We start from the raw sequence: 19,432 nt of genomic DNA, 5'->3' as shown, positions 1-19,432 counted from the left end.
GGGTCAGCGCGGGGCCACGGCCTCGCGTCTTTGTCCGCTACGTGCGCGACCGGCGCTCAACAGGGAAACGCCGATTGCAGCGAGCGCAAGATCGCGAGGCCAATCGGGAAATCGTCGTCAATACCCGGGTGATTGTTGAAGAACGCGTCGAGCATCGGATAGACAGTCTGATTGCCGATCGCGAGATCTTTTGGCGGGCAAAAAAGCGGCGGCCGCTTTTTCGCGACCTGATCGCCGTTCGCCCAGCCTAACGCGTTGATCGTACCGGTGATATAAGCCGCGTACACCGAGTTATTGTCGGCATGCGCCCACTGCTTGTACTGCGCAGCCGTCATCTCGGCATTCGCATGGAGTGCGAAACACGCGGCTAGCAGCGCCAGCGTCATTTTCAAAAACCGCATTGTCGAACCTTCATGCCATATCGCGAAAGCGGCATTGTAGGTGAGTCTGCTGCGCCGCGCACCGAGCATGTGCGGGTCGCACATTCGTAAGTATTACGAGGGATTCTGTAAGCGGCCGGCGCTCATGGCGTGCCGTTGCGGCAATACTCTCGAAAACCCTCCCGCGCGGCGAGACGCTGCATATAAGCCGTCACCGCCGGAAGGTCCGCATGTTGCAGCGGCGTTTCCAGCCAGCGGTTGATGGACAGCGCAAGCGGAATATCCGCGAGCGAAAAGCTCTGACCCGCGATGTAGGCGCCGGTCTTCGACAACTGTCGCTCGACGAGCGTCATATGCTTCTCCCAGTTCGCGCACGATTGCTCGATCTGCCGCGCGTCCTGATGCGCCGGAGAGCGCCGCACCAGTGCGAGAAACGCATAGCTCCACGCGCGATTCAACTCGCTCGCCTGCCAGTCGATCCACTGGTCGCAGCGTGCGCGCGCGTACACGTCGGGCGGGTACAACGCGCCGTTCTGATAGCGGCCCGCCAGGTAGCGGATGATCGAGTTGGACTCCCAAAGCACGAAGTCGCCGTCCTTGATGACGGGCACCATGGCGTTCGGGTTGAGCGCGAGGAACTCCGGCGTGTCGAGGGGCCGGAATCCGGCGCCCCAGTCTTCCTGCTCGAATGGAAGCCGAAGTTCGGAGCACGTCCACAGCACTTTGCGGACGTTGATCGACGAGGTCCTGCCGAGTATCTGGAGCATGGGCTGATAGCGTAAGAATGACGTGTGAAGGCGGACAGGCATAGTGTGCGCGCGGTACGTCAGGCGGATAAGCGCGCCTCGCCGGATTCAGTGGGACGCGACGAAAATCGACCCCGGCGCGGGCGGCGGCACGGCGAACATGCGGCGCATGTATTCCGCCTCCTCGACCGGGCTGCGCCCGAACAGCCGCTTGAATTCGCGACTGAACTGCGATGCGCTCTCATAGCCCACCTGCACGCAGGCCAACGCCGCCGTCACCTCGTTTCTCACCATTAGCAGACGCGCCTGGTGAAGCCGCGTCGATTTCAGATATTGCATGGGCGAGGTGCGGGTCACGGCCTTGAAGTGCGAATGGAAACTGGGCACGCTCATGTTTGCCTCAAGCGCCAGTTGCTCGACGTCGAGCGGTTCGCGATAACACGCGTGAATCTTGCGGATCACTTTGGCTATTCTCGCGAATTGCCCCTGTGCGGTCAGCGCGGCGCGCATCGATCCGCCCTGCTCGCTGGTCAGCACGTGAAAGTAGATTTCACGCACGAGCGCGGGGCCCAGCAAATCCGCTTCGAGCGGGCTGCTCATTGCCTCGAGAAAACGCAGTACCGACGCGCTGAGTCTCGCATCGAGCGGCGTCGACACCATGCCGCGCGGCTCGGCAGGCAGGCTGCCGCCGCTTTTGCCGCATTCGCCGCTTGCCCCGCATTTGCCGCTGCCGTCACGTTCAGTGCGTTCGTCGATTTGCAGAAGAAGCTCGGCCGCGACCTTGAAGTCGAGCCGGAAATAAATGGCGAGAAGGGGCTCGGCTTCGCTGGCTTCCGTTTCCATCGAGAACGGCACCGGCACCGAGACGGCCAGATAATGCTGCGCGTCGTAGACATACACGGTCTTGCCGAGGTAGCCGCGTTTGCGGCCCTGGCAGACAATCACGATGCCGGGATCGTAAAGCACGGGCGTGCGATCGAGCGGACGGTTCGAGCGCAGAAACCGCACGTCGGGCAGCACCGTCAGGTTGTACCCTTCCAGCGGCGCGAGTCGCCCGAGCAACGCCACCATGCGCTGGCGGGCGTCGGCTCCGGTCTGGCTCGGCGATGAGTGTGGCGTCACATTGGATCCCGCGAAGTTGCCGTTCAGCCCCCAATGTGCCACCGGCGCGCGAGAAAATCCAGGCGCCCATAGAATCAGGCAAGCAACTTGGACGATCCGGCGCATTCCGCCCGTTCTCGCCACGCGTTAGCGCCAATCCGTGGCGAACCCCATTGCAAAAGCGGCGCGGGACGATAGCGTGTCGCGCCGGTGCGTCAGGGTAGCTCAGGCATTGCCGCGCCTGAATTCTGCGTGATATTGTTTAATCAAAGCGCGGGACGGTGGTTTGCCGTCCTCACCGGAACGCAATTTTCAGCAGTGAGCGTCGCTATGAGTGATGTACGCCATCATCTAAGTCCACGTGACCGCCTGGAGCTGCTGTGCTGGCTCACCTGCGGGAGCCTTGGCGCTTTTTATCTGAATGAAGACTGGCCGGACGCGGCGTTTCACGTCCAGACCGCGCATAAATGGCTCGACCGCCGGGCGCGGGAAGCTGACTGGTTATCTATCGCGAAGTTGTCCGCTACTGCGTTGGAAATCGCGCGGCGGCATGCGCAGTTCGTCGAGACGGACTGGGCGAGAGATGCGGTCGAAGAAATTCTCGATACCGACGAGCTGGATCCGCAGGCGCGGCTGGTCAAGCAGGTTCTGGCGGATTGCCAGAATGCTTTGGCGGATCGGCGGATGGCTGACTAAAGTCCGCTTCAACTGCGCGGGGCGCCCTGCGCGGCGCGCCCTGTGCTGGCCGCCCTCCGCGGGCCGCCCCGTGCAAAAGAATGAAGCGCGCGCGTCATCGCGTCGTGGCTCTCAGTTTTTTTGACGCGCTTCCCTGTAGCAAGAAAGTGTTGAGGCGCGCCCCTTCGCTGCACCATCACCGCAAACGGGCGCGCACTGCTCCTTTATTGCATCACTCCGTGGCGTGCGCATGCATCACACCGCCTTGCATCGACCACGCCATCCACGGGCGGCGCAGCGCAACGATCGCCATGAACGCACAGGCTGCCAGCACGCCGAACGTCGCGAAGCCCATCTGGTAGCTGCCCGTGCTTTCCTTCGCCATGCCCATGATGACGGGCAGATAAAAGCCGCCGATACCGCCCGCCGCTCCCACGATGCCCGACATCAGGCCGGTGCGCCCGGCCCAGCGATGCGGCACGAGCTGGAACGTCGCGCCGTTGCCGAGCCCGAACGCCACGTAAAGACACAACAGCAACGCAATGCCCGGCACGATGGTCGGCATGACGGCGGCGAACAGGAAGTCGCACAGCGAGATGATCGCCAGCAGAAACGTCAGCGCGCGCACACCGGAGATTCTGTCGGCAATCAGGCCGCCGAGCGGGCGCACCATCGCGCCGGTTGCAGCAAGGAGCGCCATGAACAGACCCGCGTCTATCTTCGAGAGCTGGTAGAGATTCGTGAGCAGCAGCGTCACGTACGAGGACATGCCGACGAATCCGCCAAACGTAATGCTGTACACCAGCATGATGACCCACGTATCACGCTCGGCGAGGACAGCACGATAGCGCCTGGGCAAGACGGCGATGGCCAGCAGCGCGCCGACAACCGGCAGGATCAGCACGCCCGTCTTCCCTGAGCCGAACAGTCCTGCTTCGACGAGCAGCACCAGTACGATGAGCCCGGCCAGCGTCACCGCGAAGCTGGCAAATGCACGCACCACGCTGCCTGACTTGACGCCCGCGTCGTTCGCCCAGAAATAGAGCGTGATCGCCGCAATGGCAAGCAACGGCAGCGCGCCCCCGGCGGCCATTTGCCAGCCATAATGCGTGGCAAGCTGCGGAAACAGGAACCCGTCGAGCACCGCGCCAATGTTGCCGGCCGCTGCAAGTCCCAGCACGAGACCTTGCACCTTCGGCGGATAGTTGCTCCCGGCCATCGGCAGCGCCACCGCGAAGCTTGCGCCGCCCACGCCGAGGAATACGCCGAGCACGAGCAGCAAGGTGTATGACGGAACGGATGGCAGCAGCGGCAACACGATCGTCGGCACCGCAGACAGCAGCACGCCCATCAGCGCAATCCGCTTGCCGTGAGCCGACTGGTACAGATTGCCGAGCGTCACGCGCAGAATCGCGGCCGACAGCACAGGTACGGCGACCAGAAGGCCTTGTTGCGCCGGCGTCATGGCAATGCTCTTGCTGATAAACGGGGCGAGCGGTCCATACAACACCCAGACCGTGAAGCCGGTGTCGAAATAGAGGAAACAGGCGACGAGCGCGCGCCAGTCTCCACTCTTCAAGGAATTCATCACGTTTTTCATCAGACATCCTCATTAAACGGATTTGTCGCTCATCCGGGCGGCTGCGTTTGACCTTATGCACCGGAATGATGACGATTCGAAAACCCGTCCGAACATGCAACGTCCATGCCATCGGGGGTGCATCGGTTCAAGCTGTTTCCCGCTTACTTTTTCAATCGTTCGAACTTTCAGAACTCGTCTCGCATGGCCCGCATCGGCCACCCTTTCTGTCGATGCATCGACGCATTCATCAATAAACGTCACGCGCATAGCGCTTATCGCGCGCGAGCCGGCTCACGTATTCATGCGCTTTGTCCTCGCTCATGCCGCCGTGCCGCGCGACCACTTCCTTGAGCGCCGCATCGACATCCTTTGCCATCCGGTTTGCGTCGCCGCAGACATAAAAATGAGCCCCCTCTTCGAGCCATGCCCACAACTGCGCGCCCTGCTCGCGCATGCGATCCTGTACATAGATTTTCTGCGCCTGATCCCGCGAGAAAGCGACGTCGAGTCGCGTCAGCACCCCGCTCTCGCGCAGCGCCTCGAGTTCGTCGCGATAGTAGAAATCGGTGTCGGCATGCTGCTCGCCGAAGAAAAGCCAGTTGCGTCCCGTGTCGCCGCGTGCACGCCGCTCGTGCAGAAAGCCGCGAAACGGTGCAACGCCCGTACCGGGGCCGACCATGATCATCGGCGTGTCAGAATGATGAGGAGGACGAAAATGGGCCGACTTCTGCACGAAGACGGGGACGTTGCCGTCAGCGGCGCGATCGGCGAGAAACGTGGAGGACACGCCCTTCCTGTTGCGCCGCCCATTGCTGTAGCGAACCGCCGATACGGTCAGATGCACTTCGCCGGGATGCGCTTTCGGGCTCGACGCGATGGAGTACAAGCGCGGCTGCAAGCGTTTAAGCATGCCGGTCAGCTCGGGTGCGGTAAGCTCGACTGGAAATTCGTGCAGTACGTCGGCCAGTTGCTGTCCCCACAACCAGTGCTTGAGCTCCGCCTTACGCTCGGGTTTGAGCAGCTCGCGCAGCGCACCGTTGTTGCTGCGCTCGGCGATGAATGTCAGCGCATCGGGATTCGGACGTGCAATTTCATAATGTCGCGTAAGCGCATCGGCTAGCGACATGTCACCGACACCGGACACATGCACCGGCGTGTGCCCACTCAAGCCGCCGAGCACGAGCAACTCGTCGACCAGTTCGGGACAGTTACTGGGCCATACACCGAGTGCATCGCCCGCTTCGTATTCGATGCCGGCATCGCCCGTACTCAACGACACGTAACGCGTATCCTTCGCGGCGCCCTCTTTGTTCAGACGCCGATTGGTCACAACGCGCGACGCGGCAGGTCGCGTCCTCGTCGGGACGATGCCCGGCACGACCGCGTTGATCATGCCGTCGGGCGGCACGGCGTGAAGCGCGGCATCCTCCTCGTTGATGCGCACGACCACGCGTTCGAGCCATGCATCCGCGGTTTCCTGATACTCGCTGTCGCAATCCACGCGATCCAGCAGACGCAGCGCGCCCAGTGCGGCGAGGCGCTCATCGAGGCGGCGCCCGTGACCGCAGAACTGATCGTAGTTGCGATCGCCGAGCGCGAGCACCGCGAAACGCACGCCGTCAAGACGTGAAGCCGTACCGGCGTTCAAATGATTCCAGAAGTCCTGCGCATTGTCGGGCGAATCGCCGTCGCCGAACGTGCTGGTCATCAGCAACACATACTGCGCTTTCGCGAGTGACGAAGCGTCGTATTCCGCCATGCATGACGTGCGAATCTCGAAACCCGATTCCATCAGACGGGTTGCGTAACGCTCGACGAGCGACTCCGTATTGCCGGTTTGCGATGCCCACAGCAAAGTGACCTTGGGCCGCGCACGCACGATACGCACGCCCGATTCGGTGTCTGCCGGCTGCGGCGTCGTTGCGGCAATGGACGCGGGCGCTGGCCAAAGCGTCGCGCTCCGGCTATACAGGCCGGCGAGCAGCCCATCGACATACAGCCGATGATGTGCGTTAAACGGCGCACTTGCCGGCAACACGGGCACCGGTCCTGTGCCATCGCCTTGCGCCTGTGTCGAACGCAGCGCGCTCACGAAACCCGCCAGATAGGTGTGCTCGCTTTCAGTAAAAGACGGTGCGGGCGTCGGCGGCAATTGCAGCAGACTCGTTAGGGCGTCGATAGCGGACATGGTCGATTCCCCGGCACGCGCCAATGTCGCGCTCGCCGTCGAGACAGGTACGTCGTGGGCAGCGGCGGTATGCGCAGTCTCGCGCTGCGCACCAGGCTCGATCGCCGGAACCGTGACAGGCGTCAGCGCGACGGCGCAGAATTTGAGTTCGGGTTGCTGGGAGATCGCGTCGGTCGCATCGCTCGTTACCGCATTGATGCACAGGTCGTCGCCGAACACGTCGTTCCAATGCATTGGCGCAAAGCAGTTGCCCGCACTCACGCGTTCAGTGAGGACCGCGGGCAGCACCGCGCGGCCCCTGCGCGAACGGATCTCGACGGGGTCCTCGGGTTTGATGCCCAACGTGGCCGCATCTTCCGGATGAATCTCGACGAATGGCCGCGGATTGAGCTTGTTGAGCATCGCAACCTTGCCGGTTTTGGTCATCGTGTGCCATTGGTGTTGCAGGCGGCCGGTGTTCAGCACGATCGGAAACTCGCGATCCGGCAACTCCGCCGGCGCTGCATACGCGCGTGCGAAAAACATGGCCTTGCCGCTCGCGGTCGGGAATACGAGTCGCGCGCGCGTGCCGTCGGGCGATTCGCTGAGCGTCTGGCTCACGCCGTCGTTCAGGTAGCGGATGGGATTGCGATCATGCGCGGTGGCCGACGCGATCGGCCACTGCAACGGCGTTTCTTTCAGCCGGCGATGACTCGCGCCGCGCAGGTCATACCCCGTTTTCGGATTCGATGCGCGGGTGATTTCCGCAAAGACTTCTTCGGCGCTCGTGTAGCTGAATGCATCGGCGTAGCCCATTTCGCACGCGACGCGCGCAATGATCTGCCAGTCCGGCAACGCCGCGCCCGGCGGTTCGACGCCTTTTTGCATCAGCGTAAGGTTGCGCTCGGAGTTGATCATCACGCCTTGCGCTTCGGCCCACAACGCGCCGGGCAGCAGCACGTCCGCGTAGCGGTTGGTTTCGGTGTCGAGAAACGCGTCCTGCGCGATCACCAGTTCCGCCGCGCGCAAACCGGCAATGGCGTTCTGCCGGTTGGCGACGCTCGCCACCGGATTCGTGCAGATGATCCAGCATGCCTTGATCTCACCTGCCGCCATGCGCGAGAACATGTCGATCGTGCCGTGACCGGCCGTGGGCTTCAACGCGCCGCGCGCGATGCCCCACAAGTCCTCGATAAATGCACGGTCTTCTTCGACCAGCACCGAACGCTGCCCCGGCAAGCCGGGCCCCATATACCCCATCTCGCGGCCGCCCATTGCATTCGGCTGTCCTGTCAACGAGAGCGGCCCGCTGCCGCGACGGCAGATTTTGCCCGTCGCCAGATGCAGATTGCAGATCGCGTTCGTATGCCACGTGCCGTGCGTGCTCTGATTCAGACCCATGGTCCAGCAGCTGATCCACTCGGGCGCGGCGCCGATCATCTGCGCGGCGCGGCGAATGTCGTGCTCGCTCAAACCGGTAATTGCCGCGACCTTTTCCGGCGTGTAGTCCGCCAGAAATGCGGGCATCGCGTCCCAGCCTTCGGTTGCTTCGGCGATGAAAGCCGCATCCGTATGGCCGTTTTCGTGCAGCAGATGCAGCAGCCCGTTGAGCAGCGCGAGATCAGTGCCGGGTTTGATCTGCAGGAACAGGTCAGCCTTCTCCGCAGTGGTATTGCGGCGCGGATCGACCACGATCAATTTTGCGCCGGCTTTCACGCGGTCCATCATGCGCAGGAACAGAATCGGGTGACAGTCGGCCATATTCGCGCCGATCACGAAGAACAGGTCCGCATGATCGATGTCCTCGTACGAGCCGGGCGGCCCGTCGGCGCCGAGCGAAAGCTTGTAGCCGCTGCCTGCGCTTGCCATGCACAGGCGCGAATTCGATTCGATGTTATGGGTGCCGACAAATCCTTTCGCCAGCTTGTTGACGAGATACTGCGCCTCGATCGACATCTGGCCGGACACATAGAACGACAACGCTTGCGGGCCGTGCTCGTCGAGCAGGCCGCGCAAGCGGGCAGCTGTGGTACGGATGGCCTGCGCCATTGGAAGCGGCGCGAGATCCTGACCGCGCGCATGCCGCACGAACGCGCCTTCAAGACGCCCGGACTTGCGCAAGGCGAAATGCGCGGACTGGCCTTTCGTACACAGCCGGCCAAAGTTCGCCGGATGCTCCTTGTCGCCGGAGATCTTCACGACCTCTCCACGTTCGACGTGCAGCACCATGCCGCAGCCGACGCCGCAATAGGGACACACGGTTTTCACGCTAGTGGGGGACATGACAGGCGAACTCACTCGTGATCGGCTTCAGGATTGCACGCAGCCGGAAGCGACCCACACCTGGCCGTTTTCCACTCGCGCGGCGAATGCGCTGACCGAATAGGCCGGCGTTTCGATGCATTCGCCGGTGCGCAGATCGAAGTGGTGCTTATAGATGGGCGAGGCAACCACGATGCGCTCGCCGAGACTGCCGATCAGTCCGCGCGACAGCACGGCCGCCTGCGAACCCGGATCGTAATTTCCAATTGCATAGACCCGCGCCTCGTCGCTGCCGGTATCGACGTGAAACACGGCCACCTGTTCCCCGTCGACGAGCGCACAGACACCCGTGTTGGGCACGATGTCCTCGAGCGGGCAAACGGGTGTCCAGGCAAGCGGCAGGTGCTCGATATTCATGGCGCAAACTCCGTTCAATAGCGGTAAAAGCAGTGAAAACAGGATCAGACGGTTTCGACGACGACAGGAATGGCCGCGAGTTTCGATAGCCGCTCAGCAGACGTCGCCGGGCGAATCTGGCCGCGCTCCTCGACGAACGTGACATTGCTATCGGACTCGCCGCTATTGACGAAATGACGGAAGCGCTTACGCGTTTCGGGATCGTTGACCGCCTTCTTCCATTCACATTCGTAGGTGTTCACCACGTGCTGCATCTCGCTTTCGAGTTCGGCGGCGACGCCAAGACGGTCGTTGACCACCACGTCGATCAGATACGGAAGGCCGCCTTCCAGGTTGTCGCGCCAGACGCTCGTGCGCTGCAAACGGTCCGCGGTGCGCACGTAAAACATCAGGAAGCGGTCGATGTAGCGCACCAGCGTTGCCTTGTCGAGGTCCGACGCGAGCAGCTCGGCATGACGCGGCTTCATGCCGCCGTTGCCGCACACGTACAGGTTCCAGCCCTTCTCGGTGGCGATGATGCCGACGTCCTTGCCCTGGGCTTCCGCGCATTCGCGCGTGCATCCCGACACGCCGAACTTGATCTTGTGCGGCGTGCGCAGTCCCTTGTAGCGGTTCTCGATCTCAACCGCGAGGCCGACGGAATCGCCGACGCCATAGCGGCACCAAGTCGAGCCGACGCACGACTTCACGGTACGCAGCGACTTGCCATACGCATGCCCCGATTCGAAACCGGCTGCGATCAGTTCTTCCCAGATGAGCGGCAACTGTTCGACACGTGCGCCGAACAGATCGACCCGCTGACCACCGGTGATCTTCGTATATAGGCCGTATTTCTTCGCGACCTGACCGACCGCGATCAGGCCGTCGGGCGTAACTTCGCCGCCCGCCATACGCGGCACGACCGAATAGGTGCCGTCGCGCTGGATATTGGCGAGGTAGTAATCGTTGCTGTCCTGCAGCGACGCGTGCTCTTTCTTCAACACGAACTCGTTCCAGCACGAAGCAAGAATGCTGGCCACTGCCGGCTTGCAGATATCGCAGCCGAGACCGCGGCCGTGCGTGGCGAGCAACTCGGCGAAGCTGCGCACACCTTCCACGCGAACGATGTGATAAAGCTCCTGGCGCGAAAACGGGAAGTGCTCGCACACGTGATTGTTGACTGCGAGCCCCTGCTTCTTCATTTCGGCCTTCATGACCTGCGTGACGAGCGGCACGCAGCCGCCGCACGAGGTGCCGGCTGTGGTCGCACATTTGAGCGCGCCGATGTCGGTCGCGCCGGCGCAGACCGCCGCGCACAACTCGCCCTTCGAGACGTTGTTGCACGAACAGATTTGCGCCGAAGCCGGCAGCGAGCCCACGCCGAGCGCGGGTTTCGCATGGCCGTCCGCTTGAGGCAGGATCAGGAATTCAGGCGCTTCGGGCAGTTCGATCCGGTTAAGCATCATCTGCAATAGCGTGCCGTATTCGCTTGCGTCGCCCACCATCACGCCACCGAGCAGATATTTGCCGCATTCGGACACCACCAGCTTCTTGTAGACCTGCTTGCGCTCGTCGCTGAACTGATACGCGCGGCTGCCCGGCGTCTTGCCGTGCGCGTCGCCAATGCTCGCGACGTCCACTCCCATCAGCTTGAGCTTGGTGCTCATGTCGGCGCCGGCAAATTCAGCGTTGTCGCCGAGCAGTTGCTTCGCCACCGCGCGCGCCATGTCGTAACCGGGCGCGACGAGGCCAAATAACTGACCGTTCCACAATGCACATTCGCCGATTGCGTAGATGTCTGGATCGCTGGTGCGGCACGCGTTGTCGATCACGATGCCGCCGCGCGGGCCGAGCGTGAGACCGCTCTCGCGAGCAAGGTCGTCGCGGGGACGAATGCCTGCGGAAAACACGATCATGTCCGTGTCGAGATAGCTGCCGTCGGCAAATTGCATTCGATGCGTGCCCGCTTCGCCGTCGACGATCGCCGTGGTGTTCTTCTCCGTATGCACGGTGACGCCGAGAGCTTCGATCTTCGTGCGCAGCACGCGTCCGCCGCCTTCGTCGACCTGAACCGCCATCAGACGCGGCGCGAATTCGACGACGTGCGTGACGAGGCCCATGTCGCGCAACGCCTTCGCGCATTCGAGGCCCAACAGGCCGCCGCCGACCACCGTGCCGGTTTTCGAGCGCGCACCGCATTCCTGCATGGCTTCGAGATCATCGATCGTTCGGTACACGAAGCAATCCGCGCGTTCGCGGCCCTGCAGCGGCGGCACGAATGGATAGGAGCCCGTAGCGAACACCAGTTTGTCGTAGGCGAGCGTTTCGCCGGTCGAGACGGTCACCGTGCGCGCTTCGCGATCGATCGACACGGCTTTCGCGCTCAGTTTGATCAGTACGTTCTGGCGTTCGAAGAAACCCGGTTCGACCAGCGACAGATCATCGGCAGTCTTGCCCGCAAAGAATTCCGACAGATGCACCCGGTCATAGGCGGGCCGCGATTCTTCGCACAGCACTGTGATGTCGAGTCCGTGCGCCGCGTTTTGCGCGAGGCATTCCACGAGTTTGTGGCCGACCATTCCGTGACCGATAACGATGATTTTCATGACCGCGGATTCCTCGATGTGCTGTGACGTGGCGAAAGCGATGACGGAAAAAAAACGGCGTCCCGCGAATCCAGTTGAAGACTGAATTCAGGGGACGCCGTTGTCCTGACCTGTGCTGCGGCGAGCGCCTTGTTGTTGCGCCCGCAACGGATCTGCGTTGATCCGCTGCGAATGCCTAATGCAAAGCCTATGCCAATTGCTCGGAAAATCCCGCAAAGCTTGCTCGCGCATGGCCTGCGGTCGGATGCACGCTAAACGGCGCAGCAGTTGGCCGTCACGTTTTGATGCAGCGAGGCACACGGATGGTGCGACGCAGCACCCTCGGCGTGCGGCACGCACGCGCGTGCAAGCAGTCAGGCACGTAGGGTCGAACGGTTCTTGCGCATTGGCGGGCGTGCATTTGCAGGCGACTGCCGCGTGAATATCATCTGATGGCGTAATCCTTGCATCAAGGCAATCGAGTCGACGTGATGCGCTGCTGCGCACGCTCGACGGAACACATCGCATCACGTCGGAGCGAAACACAGCGCAGTGTTTCGTGCGTCTCACCGCGGGGCTTCGATCCCTTGCACGATGAGCGCATCCTGGCGCGCAGTATTCGGACAACGGCGTCCCCTCGTGAGCATCACGAGCGGACGCCGTTTTTTTTGGTGGGCCTGCAAAGCCGCGTTTTCAAAGCGGGCGTTTTTCCAGCCATGGCCGTACAGACCAGGCAGGCGGTCCCATCCCACGTAACTGAACCAGGAGCATTTCCATGAACACGACTACCGGCAAGGTCACGCTGTTGAGTGCGGGGCCAGGCGAACTCGACCTGCTGACGCTTCGCGCCGCGAAAGCGCTCGCCACCGCCGACGTCGTGCTGCTCGACGATCTCGCGAACCCTGACATCGTGACGCTCGCGCCGCGAGCACGCGTCATTCGCGTGGGCAAACGCGGCGGCTGCCGTTCGACGCCGCAAGCGTTCATCGAGCGCCTGATGCGACGCTATGCGCTCAAGGGCTTGCATGTGGTGCGGGTCAAAGGCGGCGACGCGCTGCTGTTCGGTCGTGCGGGCGAAGAACTCGCGGCGTTGCGAGACGCGCAGGTTCCAGTGGAAATCGTCAACGGGATTTCGTCCGGATTCGCGGCAGCCGCGGGACTCGGCGTTTCGTTGACGCACCGGCGGCACTGTCACGGTGTGAGCTTCGTGACCGCTCACACGGAGGATCACAACGAGCCGGATTGGGCCGCGCTTGCAGCCACGCGCATGACGCTCGCGATCTACATGGGAATGCGGCGTATCGAGAGTCTGGCCACCGCCCTGCTGGCCAGCCTGCCGGCCGATACGCCCGCGGCCGTCGTGCAGTGGGCCGGCAGCGAACGGGAGCGGCGTCTGTTGACGCGCCTTGACAGGCTCGCCGCCGACGCGCGCGACGGCGGGTTCGGCAGCCCTGCGGTGATTCTCGTGGGAAGCGCAGTGGGAGAAAGCGCTGAAACCGACGCGACGGCACACGGAAGCGGCAACACGGCGACGCTGCCGATGCAGCGCGATGCGACGCAGGCTCGCGAGCGCGTTGCGCAAGCGGCCTGATCGGTGCCGCCAAGGGATTAACCTGAATGCCGCCTTGATCCCGCCCAACGGGGCGCCACGAATGCTGCCACAGAGGCCGCACAAAGCGTGCGCGACGCCAATGGCGGCCGTCACATACCGGTAGGCAGCCTCGCGACGAAACAGGTTCCTTCTTCGTCGGAGGAGCACACTTCCAGCAAACCGCCATGCGCGGTCACGATCTGCTTACAGATATACAGACCCAAACCGAGACCGCCGCCCGGTTTGCTGGTGGCCGGCCGCCAGTAGGGTTCGAAGACCCGGCCGAGTGCGTCGGGCGAGATCGCGTTGCCGCCGTTCATCACGCTTACCAGCAGTTCGGCGTTCTCCACACGCACATGGACCTTCACGGGATACTCGGCTGAGCCGTGGGTCACGGCGTTGCCAAGCAGATTCGACAGCAATTGCTGAACACGCGTCCGGTCGCAGCGCACGCGCGTGGGAATAGCGATATCGTCGACGAGCGTACGCTCCGGGTTGGCTTCGCGGACTTCCGCGACCACCGCACGCAAAGCGGTAGCCAGGTCGTCGACGTCGTCGATCGATACGCCGATCCCCGAGCCGAGCCGGCCGCGCGCGAAGTCCATCACGTCGTCGATCAGACGGGCCATGCGCAGCGTGGTGGACTTCAGACGCTGGCCGATCTTGACGAGATCGGGCTCGGTCTTGCGCAATGTCAGCAGTTCCGCGGTGGCGCTCACCGCAGACAGCGGATTGCGCAGATCGTGGCCGAGCACTGCGATGAACTGCTCGCGCAGCCCCGAGTTTTCCCGCTCGGTGTAAAGCGCGGCCTCCGCAGCCTGCTGGCGGCTCGCCGACTCGATCTGGATCGCGATCAGCTCCGCGAACACCTCGAACATGCCCAATGTACGCGGGTCCGATACGTCGGCGGGATGCGCGTCGATTGCACAGAGATTACCGAAATAGTCACCGCTGGGCAGAATGATCGGCACGGAAATATAACTGCCGAGGTTGTAGATCTGCGCTGTGTGATGGCCCCGGTAGGCCGGATCGTCGTTGAAATTGTCGATCACGATCGCGGCGCGCGCGGAACGTGATTCGAAGCATAACGTGCTGTGCAGATCGAGCTGACCGCCGGCCGCAAGCCCGAACTGAACCTCGTCCTGCACTGCGCAGGCGGTCCAGCTTTGATCGGTGACCTTGGCAACGGCGGCAAAGCCCATGCCGGTGTTCTTGCAGATCAGGCGCAGGATGGACGGCACGGCGTCGATGCGCTGCACTGTCTGGATGTCGCGCTCGATCTCCGCGGATTCGTCGGGCCGAAAAGGTAATTTGTTCATATGAATTCGTCTGCGATGCACCCGGCCCGGTTCGAAAGTGGGACATTCAAGGCATCAATTCTACCGGGTCTTCAAATTGCTCAGTGTGAGGAATGCAACCTGGGGAAACTGGATGTCCAACCACCAAACCGGCCGCCTGCTGATCGCCGATGACGACGCGAACCTGCTGGCCGCTTATTACAACTACTTCAGCGCGCAAGGCTTTGACGTTCGAACCGCATCCAACGGCCTTGACGCGCTCGCGCAATATTGCGACTGGCATCCCGACGCCGCCTTGCTGGATGTCGAAATGCCGCATCTCGATGGGCGCGCGGTGGCTCGCCGCATCCGCTTCGTCGCCGACCAGCCGGCGCCCACGCTGGTCGCGGTGACGGGCCTCGCGCAAGACGAGGAGCGCGACGAGTCGCTACGCTCGGGCTTTAACGATCATTTCGTGAAGCCCGTGCCTATGTCAGCGATCCTCGCAGCGCTCACCCGCCGTCGCGGGCATTGATCGCACGAGGTTCGAGACACCGCGGGGGGCGCGTCAATCTCCGAAACCCAGTTCAGCGTCGACCTGCTGACCGACGCGCAGCCACGCGCCCGCCCCTTGCGCGACGAGCGCGTTATTGCCAAACGTGAGCGCGCCGCCGCGCCGCGGGTTGGCGCGGTAGACGCTCAGCGTGTCGGTCGGCTCGTTGGGCCAGTCCGGATCGGGCGCGCCTTTCGACTGATCGATGGTCGGCATGGGACAGCGCGCGCACGGCTTCACCAGTTGCAGCCGCACGGTCGGGCCGCCATTGCCGCTGCCTGTTCCGCTGCTTGTTCTGCTACTTCTTCCACTGTCTTTTCCGCTGCTCGCTTCGTGGATTGTCCTGCTGCTTTCCCCGTCGATGGTCAAAGTCTCGACATAGTCCTCTTCATACGCGTCGAGCCCCGTCAGCACGAGATTGGGCCGAAAGCGGTCGATCGGAATGGACGGTGCGCCCTTGCGGTTCAGGCGCGCGTTCAGGTCGTCGAGCGATGCCTGGCCGATCACCAGCAGCGGGAACCCGTCGGAAAAGTGCGTGGTTGCACCGCCGGTGCTATCCGTATAGTCCGGATCGACGATCCGCTCGCGTTCGGGATCGAAGCGCAGAAGCCGCGCCGGCACGCCGAGAAAAGTGGAGAACCATGCGGCGCTCGCCTCACCCGTGTCGAGGCCATAGGCCGCGTCGCGCCAGACCGTGGTCTCGACCTTGTGCGGAGCGTGAAGCCGCGCCGCGTCGAGCGGCGTGCGCAACTCGCTCATGCCGGGCGCGCGCAGGACGAGGTCATGCTCGCCGAGCTCGACCCCGACGAGCGCCATGCGCGGATACGCGCGCTGGGTGAGCATCGCGCCGCCGGGGTCCGTCACCATCCAGCTCCTGTCGTATTCGAAGCCGGTGGCGAGAAGGTGCGCCGCGTCGAGCGCAATGCCGGCGCAGGACTTGACCGGATAGACGAACAGTTCGCTGATGATGGGCATGGCGTGACGGGCAGAATCAGTTTTATGTGGGCCGCCCATTATCGCCGGATTGCGCGGCGCGCGAATGCCCGCGCACGTTCGCGCGAGGACAACGATCAGCGGCCACAATCACGCCGCCTCGCCGTATGCGGGAGCCTCACCGTTTCGCCCAGCCGCGCTTGGACGTAAAATCGCAAAGCAAGGCGCGCGGGCAAAGACCAGGACCGGCGCCGCGGCATTCGCGCACAATGCTCTGCTGCGCAACGACCCTCGCCATGCGTCACAAGCGCTGCCGGTCAGCAATCCAACGCACAACTCGACGCCGCGTCCCCTGCATCACGGTGCCGCGGTAGAAGCTTCCCTACCATAAACGAACCAGGAAATTCATTATGCTGAGCAAACCCGTGCTGACCGTTGCAGAAACCACCCGCATGCTCGACGCCGCGCGCGCGGAAGCCGAAAAGAACCAGTGGGCGGTCGCGATCGTGGTGGTGGACGACGGCGGCCACCCGCTCGGGATGTTGCGTCTGGACGGCAGTGCGCCGGCCAGCTCGTACATCGCGACGGAAAAAGCCCGCACTTCGGCGCTCGGCCGCCGTGAAACCAAGCTATACGAAGACATGATCAACAACGGCCGTACCGCGTTTCTCAGCGCGCCGTTGCTGGGCACGCTGGAAGGCGGCGTACCCGTGATCGTCGAGGGCCAGGTGATCGGCGCGCTCGGCGTGTCGGGCGTCAAGCCGGATCAGGATGCCCAGGTCGCCAAGGCCGGTGTACAGGCGCTCGGCGCCTGATTATCCGCAGCATCACAACGCGGGCCGGTGCCCCCTCACCGGTCCCATTCAGCCCCATGGAGCAGTCGATGACTCAGATGAACCAGCGCGGTGGACTGCAAGTCGCCGCCAACCTCGACCAGTTCGTCGAAACCGAAGCCCTGCCCGGCACCGGAATCGACAGCGCGGCATTCTGGTCGGGTTTCGACGCCCTCGTGCACGAGTTGGCGCCCAAAAATCGCGCGCTGCTCGTCGAGCGCGACCGTCTGCAAACCGAACTCGATAACTGGCATCGCGCGAATCCGGGTCCGGTGCGTGATCTGCGTGCGTACCGGACGTTCCTCGAAGGCATCGGCTATATCGTGCCCGCGCCCGCCAGTGTCAAAGCCACGACCGACCAGGTCGACACCGAAATCGCCGAACAGGCCGGCCCGCAACTCGTCGTGCCGCTGTCGAACCAGCGTTATGCGCTGAACGCGGCGAACGCGCGCTGGGGCAGCCTCTACGACGCGTTATACGGCACCGACGCGATTCCGGAAACGAACGGCGCGGAAAAACAGAAAAGCTTCAATCCGGTGCGCGGCGCCGCCGTCATCGCTTACGCGCGCAAGTTTCTCGACGAAGCCGCGCCGCTCGCCAACGGCTCGCATGTGGACGCCGCGAATTACAAGGTCGACAGCGGCAAGCTGATCGTCACGCTGAAAAGCGGCGGCACGAGCGAGCTGAAAACGCCCGCGCAGTTCATCGGCTATCAGGGCGAAGCAGGGGCGCCGTCCGCTGTGCTGCTCAAGCACAACGGTCTGCACTTCGAAATTCAGATCGACCCGAACGATTCGATTGGCAAGACCGACGCCGCGCACGTGAAGGACGTGCTGGTCGAAGCGGCGGTGAGCACGATCATCGACTGCGAAGACTCGGTCGCCGCCGTCGATGCGGACGACAAGGTGCAGCTCTATCGCAACTGGCTCGGGCTGATGACCGGCGAGCTGACCGAAGAGGTCACGAAAAACGACAAGACCTTCACGCGTCGGCTGAACGAAGACCGCAAGTACGTCGCCGCGAATGGCACGGCGCCGGTCGTGCTGCATGGCCGCTCGCTGCTGTTCATTCGCAACGTGGGTCATCTGATGACGAATCCGGCTGTCCTCACGAAAGACGGCCACGAGATTCCCGAAGGCATTCTGGACGCCGTCATCACCACGCTGTGCGCGCTGCATGATCGCAAGCACAAGCTGAACTCGCGCACGGGCTCGATCTACATCGTCAAGCCGAAGATGCATGGACCGGCCGAGGTCGCGTTCGCGAGCGAGTTGTTTGCACGCGTCGAGGATCTGCTCGGACTGCCGCGCAACACGGTCAAGATGGGCATCATGGACGAGGAGCGCCGCACCAGCGTCAACCTGCTCGCCTGTATCGACGAAGCGAAGGAGCGTGTTGCGTTCATCAATACGGGCTTTCTCGACCGCACCGGCGACGAGATGCATACCGCGATGGAAGCGGGTCCGATGATGCGCAAGGGCGACATGAAGTCGAGCGCGTGGATCGCGGCCTACGAGCGCAGCAACGTGCTGGCCGGGTTGAGCGCGGGCCTGCGTGGCCGCGCGCAGATCGGCAAAGGCATGTGGGCCATGCCCGACCTGATGCATGCCATGCTCGAACAGAAGATCGCCCATCCGAAGGCCGGCGCGAACACCGCGTGGGTGCCCTCGCCGACCGCCGCGACGCTGCACGCGCTGCACTACCATCAGGTGAACGTGCAGGCGGTTCAGCAGGAGCTGGAGCGCACGGACTACGCGAAGGTGCGCGACGAACTGCTCGATGGACTCCTGACTATTCCGGTCGTCGAATCGGCGAAGTGGAGCGAAGAGGACATTCGCAGCGAAGTCGACAACAACGTGCAGGGCATTCTCGGCTACGTGGTGCGCTGGATCGATCAGGGCGTGGGTTGCTCGAAGGTGCCGGACATTCATAACGTCGGCCTGATGGAGGACCGTGCCACGTTGCGTATTTCGAGCCAGCACATTGCAAACTGGCTGCACCACGGCGTGGTTACGCGCGAGCAGGTCGACGAGACTTTCAGGCGCATGGCGAAGGTGGTCGGCGAACAGAACGCCGGCGATCCGCATTACCGGCCCATGGCGCCCAACTTCGACACGATCGCGTACAAGGCCGCCCAGGCGCTGGTCTTCGAAGGACGCCAGCAACCCAGCGGCTACACGGAACCGTTGCTGCACAAGTTCAGGCTGGAAGTTAAAGAGAGTCGATAGACGTGACTGCCGGAGCCTATCGGTGGCGCTGAGGTTCAGCGTTGACCGTGGGCTCCAAAAAAAGACGGGCGCCGCGTAGTACGCGGCGCCCGTTTGAATTTGCGCTCATGCCTTGTGATGCCT

14 protein-coding genes are annotated in these 19,432 nt (G+C 63.0%); 5 read left to right on the top strand and 9 right to left on the bottom strand.

Features of this window, described 5'->3' with window-relative positions:
* Positions 1-56 precede the first annotated feature (56 nt).
* From AAGS40_RS07045 to AAGS40_RS07035, 3 genes are all read right to left on the bottom strand, one after another.
* On the bottom strand, positions 57-401 hold the full coding sequence (locus AAGS40_RS07045) for a hypothetical protein (protein WP_345814119.1): 345 nt from the start codon (positions 399-401) through the stop codon (positions 57-59).
* Between the two features lie 122 nt (positions 402-523).
* The gene (locus tag AAGS40_RS07040) at positions 524-1,147 is read right to left on the bottom strand and encodes a glutathione S-transferase (protein ID WP_345814118.1); all 624 of its coding nucleotides are present in this window, start codon (positions 1,145-1,147) and stop codon (positions 524-526) included.
* Between the two features lie 87 nt (positions 1,148-1,234).
* Positions 1,235-2,197: an AraC family transcriptional regulator gene (locus AAGS40_RS07035; protein ID WP_345814301.1), complete on the bottom strand. Its 963-nt coding sequence runs from the start codon at positions 2,195-2,197 to the stop codon at positions 1,235-1,237.
* A 360-nt stretch (positions 2,198-2,557) separates the two neighbouring features.
* Here AAGS40_RS07035 and AAGS40_RS07030 point away from each other — a divergent pair, with 360 nt between their 5' ends.
* Positions 2,558-2,923, top strand: a complete 366-nt coding sequence (locus tag AAGS40_RS07030; RefSeq protein ID WP_345814117.1) for a hypothetical protein — start codon at positions 2,558-2,560, stop codon at positions 2,921-2,923.
* Between the two features lie 211 nt (positions 2,924-3,134).
* Here AAGS40_RS07030 and AAGS40_RS07025 read toward each other — a convergent pair whose 3' ends face one another.
* From AAGS40_RS07025 to nirB, 4 genes are all read right to left on the bottom strand, one after another.
* Positions 3,135-4,502 (bottom strand): MFS transporter, encoded by a 1,368-nt coding sequence (locus tag AAGS40_RS07025; protein ID WP_345814116.1) that lies wholly within the window; start codon positions 4,500-4,502, stop codon positions 3,135-3,137.
* Positions 4,503-4,731: 229 nt separating this feature from the next.
* Positions 4,732-8,934 carry a sulfite reductase subunit alpha gene (locus AAGS40_RS07020; protein WP_345814114.1) on the bottom strand — a complete coding sequence of 1,401 codons (4,203 nt, stop codon included), beginning with the start codon at positions 8,932-8,934 and terminating at the stop codon, positions 4,732-4,734.
* 27 nt (positions 8,935-8,961) lie between these two features.
* Positions 8,962-9,330, bottom strand: a complete 369-nt coding sequence (gene nirD / locus AAGS40_RS07015; RefSeq protein WP_345814113.1) for a nitrite reductase small subunit NirD — start codon at positions 9,328-9,330, stop codon at positions 8,962-8,964.
* A 44-nt stretch (positions 9,331-9,374) separates the two neighbouring features.
* Positions 9,375-11,915, bottom strand: a complete 2,541-nt coding sequence (gene nirB / locus AAGS40_RS07010; protein ID WP_345814111.1) for a nitrite reductase large subunit NirB — start codon at positions 11,913-11,915, stop codon at positions 9,375-9,377.
* 754 nt (positions 11,916-12,669) lie between these two features.
* On the opposite strand from nirB, the gene cobA reads away from it, so the two are divergent.
* Positions 12,670-13,485, top strand: a complete 816-nt coding sequence (gene cobA / locus AAGS40_RS07005; RefSeq protein ID WP_345814110.1) for a uroporphyrinogen-III C-methyltransferase — start codon at positions 12,670-12,672, stop codon at positions 13,483-13,485.
* A 110-nt stretch (positions 13,486-13,595) separates the two neighbouring features.
* Here cobA and AAGS40_RS07000 read toward each other — a convergent pair whose 3' ends face one another.
* The gene (locus AAGS40_RS07000) at positions 13,596-14,804 is read right to left on the bottom strand and encodes a GAF domain-containing sensor histidine kinase (protein ID WP_345814109.1); all 1,209 of its coding nucleotides are present in this window, start codon (positions 14,802-14,804) and stop codon (positions 13,596-13,598) included.
* Between the two features lie 112 nt (positions 14,805-14,916).
* Here AAGS40_RS07000 and AAGS40_RS06995 point away from each other — a divergent pair, with 112 nt between their 5' ends.
* Positions 14,917-15,297, top strand: a complete 381-nt coding sequence (locus AAGS40_RS06995; RefSeq protein ID WP_345814108.1) for a response regulator — start codon at positions 14,917-14,919, stop codon at positions 15,295-15,297.
* Positions 15,298-15,330: 33 nt separating this feature from the next.
* On the opposite strand, the gene AAGS40_RS06990 is transcribed toward AAGS40_RS06995, so the two are convergent.
* Complete coding sequence (locus tag AAGS40_RS06990) at positions 15,331-16,290, bottom strand: MOSC N-terminal beta barrel domain-containing protein (RefSeq protein ID WP_345814107.1); 960 nt, start codon at positions 16,288-16,290, stop codon at positions 15,331-15,333.
* A gap of 368 nt (positions 16,291-16,658) precedes the next feature.
* Here AAGS40_RS06990 and AAGS40_RS06985 point away from each other — a divergent pair, with 368 nt between their 5' ends.
* Together AAGS40_RS06985 and AAGS40_RS06980 are read left to right on the top strand one after the other, a co-directional pair.
* Positions 16,659-17,063, top strand: a complete 405-nt coding sequence (locus AAGS40_RS06985; protein WP_345814105.1) for a heme-binding protein — start codon at positions 16,659-16,661, stop codon at positions 17,061-17,063.
* Between the two features lie 68 nt (positions 17,064-17,131).
* Entirely contained in the window at positions 17,132-19,309 is a 2,178-nt protein-coding gene (locus AAGS40_RS06980; RefSeq protein ID WP_345814104.1) for a malate synthase G, read from the top strand.
* The last annotated feature ends 123 nt before the right edge of the window (positions 19,310-19,432 follow it).

The sequence above is a fragment of the Paraburkholderia sp. PREW-6R genome, from assembly GCF_039621805.1.
In the GTDB taxonomy this organism is placed as follows: Bacteria; Pseudomonadota; Gammaproteobacteria; order Burkholderiales; family Burkholderiaceae; genus Paraburkholderia.
This window is presented reverse-complemented; position numbering and strand designations above follow the sequence as displayed.